Source organism: Flavobacteriales bacterium (assembly GCA_013214975.1).
Classification (GTDB): domain Bacteria; phylum Bacteroidota; class Bacteroidia; order DT-38; family DT-38; genus DT-38.
This window is the reverse complement of the sequence record JABSPR010000165.1, coordinates 1-5,446: the sequence shown is the minus strand read 5'-3', so window position 1 is coordinate 5,446 and position 5,446 is coordinate 1. Positions and strand designations below refer to the sequence as shown.

Below are 5,446 nucleotides of genomic sequence, written 5' to 3'. Positions count from 1 at the left end.
CTTTATCTTCTTTTAATTCGGATGTTGTAAGAACTACAATTGTAGGGGGTTTCTGTGTAGCCGGGACTATTTGTCGGAACTCCCTTAGAAATTGATGTCCATCCATAACCGGCATGCTAATATCAAGGAGTATTAGTGTGGGTAGTTGTTTGCCAATAGATATTTTGTCATGAATATATTCAATGGCTATTAGGCCATTTGTTTTGGTTGTGATTTTGTTAAAAGCGTTTGTTTGGTTTAGCATCCTTTGGCATAAGAATATGGCTGTTGAGTTGTCTTCTATAATTAATGCTTCGTGGTGTTTGGGCATATGATTGAATATTGCATTCGTAAAGTATTCTTCTTGAATTTGTTTGTACTTAATATTACTCCTTAAATATTAATAAGTAGTAAATATTCTGTGGAAAGGCAGGGCTGGACTGTGAAATGCGAGATAAAAAGTATGAATTAAGGTGCAGAGATTATGCAATTGTCATTTTTTGTTTTTTCAATTTCAACTTTTAAGTCGAAGTCATTTTTAAGGATTCTTGCTTTGGTTCTGTTTTGCTGTTTCCACTCTTTCCTTTCTTTCCCTTTAATAAATCGACGAATGTCTACCTCGTTTTCAAGGTTCAATCCTGGCACCTTTTTAGGTTTTCCAGTATTTTCATCCATCGCAACCATTGTAAAGAAGGATGTATTGGTGTGCTTAACAATACCTTTTCTGAAGTTCTCCGCGATAACCTTAATGCCAATTACAATCGAAGAAGATCCTACATAATTAACTCTCGCGTGCATACTTACCAACTCACCTACATTGATTGGTTGAAGAAAATCTACGCCATCAACAGAAACAGTAACGCAATAACCCTTGCTATGCGTTGATGCGCATGTGTACGCAAGTTTATCCATCATAGAAAGTACATAGCCACCGTGAACTTTTCCTCCAAAGTTTGCATAAGATGGAACCATCAGTTCACTAAATGTAGTTTCTGTACTTGCAGGGGTATTAAAGATTTCGGTCATAGGACAATAGGTTTGGTGCAAAAATATTTATTCTCACTGAAGTGAGGTTCTTTGTTATACGCTTTTTAAAATAAATTAATAGTTAATGTAGGGTATATCTTGAAAAGTGTGTCATAAAGGAAACAAAACAGAATAAAATGAAACGAATAATAAGAGTAATTCCCGTATTGATTATAGTAATGTTTTTAACTTATTGTATTAGAGATAGATATGTCAGAGGGGGAGGAGAAACAGTTACGAAAGAATTAAGTATTGGATCCTTTAGTGCAATCGATTTAAGCGTCTCTGCACATGTAACAATTAGTCAGGGCAAAACGCAATCTGTAACGGTTACTGGTGGGAAAAGAACAATTGAATTATTAAAAAAGAAAGTAAGAAATAATACGTGGGACATAGAGCTAGATCGCCATTGTTTTAATAGCGATGATTTGGAAATAGATATCGTTGTATCTGATATTGAATCGGTTGATATTTCAGGTTCTGGTGAGATTGTTATAAATGATTTTGAAGATCAGGAAAGTTTGGATATTGATATTTCGGGATCAGGAGTTGTGGATTTACACCATTTTGAAGGTGCTAGAACACTCAATATAGAGATTACCGGAAGTAGTTCGGTAAATGCCAACGATGAAATTGAATCTTTGCAGTTTCAATATGTTGATATTACGGGATCAGGCGTGTACAATGCTGTTAACGTTAGTAGTATTGATGCGGAGATTGATATTTCAGGAAGTGGTGAGTGTTGGGTTACTGTATCGGAAGATCTTGAAGTTGATATTACTGGACCTGGTGATGTGTATCATAATGGTGCTACAAATGTGAGTTTCGATATTACGGGGTCAGGAGATATTATTGTGATTAACTAATAAGGCTTTATTTATTTAATAATTGGTTAAGCTCTTCCTTTTAAGGAAGGGCTTTCTGGTTTATAGGCCGGCGTACTCCGCTTTGACTAATTATAGATTAGATTTGTTGCCATGGATCCGGTACACGATCAGCTTTTTCAAAAACAACTTCTCACTCCCGGGCAGCATCATCGATTAGATGATGTTCATCAAAATAGGATTGTTTCTATCTATTACGAATTGCGGTTCTTTTTATATGTAGGAGCGCTGATGTTTGCCAGTGGTATAGGATATTTTGCTTACACGAACATAGGCGAAATGATGCATATTATTGCCATTACTTTAATTGCTCTGATTACGGGAATTAGCTCTTATTATGTGAAAATAAAAGCCACTACGTTTAGCTGGTTAGAAATTGAAGTTAATGATCCTTATTTCTCTTATATACTTTTATTAGGTGCATTGTTATTTGCTTCTCTATTAACCTACTTGCAAGTTTATCTTGAAGTAGGGAATCAATTCGGCAGTTTTAGTTCTATGCTCGCTTCTGTCGTGTTTTTTTATCTCGCATATCGATATGATAGCAGAAGTGTCTTATCACTGGCTATAGCGGCTTTTATTGCTTCTGTAGGGTTAAGTATAAATTTTGTTGATTGGGTTAAAGGAGATTGGGAACAATCTCCTTTCATGTATGATATAGGAATGGGTATGGGACTTGTATTATATGTAGCTGGATATTTGTCGAAAGAAAAAAGGATGAAAGAGCACTTTGCCTTCACGTATATGAATTACGGAGCACTCTTGATTTTTGTGAGTGGATTGAGCAATACGTTCGATAGTGATTATGGTGTATTTGATGCCCTTATTACCTTGGTTACGGCTGCTTATATTGGTTATCGTTCTTGGGTTGAAAAAGAATATACCTTCTTTCTTTATGCAAGTGTTGTGGGGTATATACTATTTACATTTCTCTTTTTTAAACTAACTGGTGATGGAGCATGGGTATTGTGGATCTATTATTTACCAATAAGTAGTTTTGCAATAGTTTGGTTACTAATCAAGAAAAGACACCATTTTGTAGATGTTTAATTCTTGGATTGCATATAATAAGGACGAGTTGATAAATCTAATTATCAAGAGTAAAGCGCAAAACTGGTGCAAGAGTGAAGTGATCAGTAAAGAGCAAAACGAGGAAATAGCACTTGCCCACCCATCGAACTTATATTCACCAAGTGTTCCATTACGGATTTGGTATTTCATTTTTACTCTGTTTGGGGGGCTAACAGCTGCTGGTCCATTTGGTCTGCTTTTTTCAGATATTGGAGGAAAGGGTATTCGGGTATTAATGATTGTTTTAGGGGTTGTAATGGTGATCATTACCGACCGATTAATAATTGTAAAGAATCATTATAAATCGGGAATGGTAGAGGCGGGTATTTACGCAGGGTTTATATTAATCTTATCTGGGATCTTTATGTTTGAGCCAGATACTATGTATGTCTATCCTCTGCTATCTCTTGTAATTGCAACTTTTGTAGCCATTAGATATATGAACATTACGGCATTGTTTTTTGCAGTTTTTTTCTTGGGTTGGCTCGTATTTCAGGTTTTGCATGACTTGGGTGGCCTATTTGAAGCGCTACTGCCCTTTGAGTTGATGGCTCTTTTTGGAGGGTTATATCTGTTGATACAGAAATTAAAAACCAGAGAGAATGTCTTCTTCTGGGAAGATCAGTTTATACTATTGGATTCGCTTAGTCTATTAATATTCTATATTGTAGGTAATTATTTTGTGGTTAGAGAGCTGAGTATTGAAATGATGGATCTTCATTTAAAGGAGGATGAAGACATTCCTTTTGCGTTTTTATTTTATGGATTAATAGTCTTGATTCCTATTCTGTATCTGTATATAGGGTTTAAGAGTAAGTCGATTTTATTTATACGTATGTCACTGATAGTCACGTTAATTACGATACTTACATTCAGGTATTACTTTAGTATTGGTCATCCAGAGATTACGGTAACAGTTGGAGGGGCACTTATGTTGATTCTTGGTTTGGTAGGAATGAATTATTGGAAAGAAGACAAGCATTCGTTTACCCGTAAATTGGTGCTGAAAGACAAGTGGGCGAATCCGGAAGGAGCTGATTTTATTGTTTCGCAAACAATGAGCACAAATAGCGGAGACTCTAACCCGGTTGATGAAATAGGCGGAGGAGGATCTTTTGGTGGTGGCGGTGCCAGTTGTAAATTCTAGTACTAGCTTTCACGACGAATTATTCCAATATTTGTATTCTGTTCAAATATCTTTAAAACAACCTGCTTATGGAATCCAATAGTCAAGTAAAATGCCCGAATTGTGGTGCCGACATTGATGTACAGGATATTCTCTCTCATCAATTGGAAGATGAGATTAAGCAAAAGTACCAAGCCGAAATAGCACAAGAAAAGAAGAAGTACGAATCTCAGTTAGGTGATCTGGAAAAAGCAAAGGAAGATTTTGCAAACGTAAAGCGAAAGGAGAATGAGTTATTCCAAGATCGACTAGAGAAGCAGCTGAGAGAAGAAAGGAAGGCGATAGAAGAACGTGTAAAGGGTAAAGTAGAGGAAGAGCAGTCTGAGCAGTTTAAGGCCCTTCAAAACGAATTAAACGAGAAGTCGGAACAGGTTAAAGAACTAAACCGATCTAAAGCAGAAATTGAAAAATTAAAGAGAGAAAAAGGAGAGCTAAAGGAGGCTGCAGAAGCGGAAGCACAAAAGAAGTTGAATGAGGTTTTACGAGAGGAGAAAGGGAAGATTAGAAAGTCTGAAGAGGAGAAAAATGAACTGCGCTTTAAAGAACTGCAAAAGCAATTAGAGGATCAGAAAACGCTTACTGAAGAAATGAAGCGCAAGCAAGAGCAAGGCTCTATGCAACTGCAAGGTGAGGTTCAAGAATTGGCAATCGAAGAATGGTTGGCTAGTAAATTCCCATTAGATACAATTGAAGAGATTAAGAAAGGTGCACGTGGTGGTGATTGCATTCAAATCGTTAACACACGTACACAACAGAATTGTGGAACCATCTATTACGAAAGTAAGCGTACGAAAGACTTTCAGCCAAGCTGGATAGAAAAGTTTAAAGCAGATATACGGGATAAAGGCGCTAGTGTAGGCGTTTTGGTTACCGAAGTAATGCCTTCCGACTTAGATAGAATGGGAATGAAGGATGGTATTTGGATATGTAACTACGATGAGTTTAAAGGACTATGTGCTGTATTGCGCGAATCAATTGTTCAACTTAATTCAGCATTGAGTACGCAAGAGAACAAGGGAGACAAGATGGGAATGTTGTACGATTTCTTAACTGGAAATACATTCCGAATGCAGGTGGAAGCGATAGTAGAAGGATTTACTCAAATGAAAATGGACTTGGAAGGCGAGAAAAGATCCATGCAACGTATCTGGAAACAACGTGATAAGCAGATCGATAAGGTAACAACGAACACTATCGACATGTATGGATCCATTAAGGGGATAGCTGGTAATGCAATTCAAAGTGTGAAAGCTTTAGAACTAGGGGGAGAGGAAGAGCAAACAGAAATCGACTTAGAATG

The 5,446-nt window shown here is 36.8% G+C and carries 6 protein-coding genes; 4 read left to right on the top strand and 2 right to left on the bottom strand.

Going from position 1 to position 5,446, the window contains the following annotated elements; all coding sequences use genetic code 11:
• Both HRT72_05935 and HRT72_05930 read right to left on the bottom strand, forming a co-directional pair.
• A partial coding sequence (locus HRT72_05935; protein NQY67246.1) for a response regulator occupies positions 1-310 on the bottom strand: 310 nt, incomplete at its 3' end.
• A gap of 137 nt (positions 311-447) precedes the next feature.
• Complete coding sequence (locus HRT72_05930; GenBank protein ID NQY67245.1) at positions 448-1,005, bottom strand: acyl-CoA thioesterase; 558 nt, start codon at positions 1,003-1,005, stop codon at positions 448-450.
• Positions 1,006-1,142: 137 nt separating this feature from the next.
• Between HRT72_05930 and HRT72_05925 the strand changes: the two genes are divergently transcribed.
• The 4 genes from HRT72_05925 to HRT72_05910 form a co-directional block, all read left to right on the top strand.
• A complete protein-coding gene (locus tag HRT72_05925) occupies positions 1,143-1,871 on the top strand; it encodes a DUF2807 domain-containing protein (protein NQY67244.1) in 729 nt (242 codons plus the stop codon).
• A gap of 111 nt (positions 1,872-1,982) precedes the next feature.
• The gene (locus HRT72_05920; GenBank protein NQY67243.1) at positions 1,983-2,939 is read left to right on the top strand and encodes a hypothetical protein; all 957 of its coding nucleotides are present in this window, start codon (positions 1,983-1,985) and stop codon (positions 2,937-2,939) included.
• Complete coding sequence (locus tag HRT72_05915) at positions 2,932-4,107, top strand: hypothetical protein (GenBank protein NQY67242.1); 1,176 nt, start codon at positions 2,932-2,934, stop codon at positions 4,105-4,107. The genes HRT72_05920 and HRT72_05915 overlap by 8 nt, the downstream gene beginning before the upstream one ends.
• 68 nt (positions 4,108-4,175) lie before the next feature.
• Positions 4,176-5,446 (top strand): DUF2130 domain-containing protein (locus tag HRT72_05910; protein NQY67241.1); only part of this gene is annotated, 1,271 nt, incomplete at its 3' end.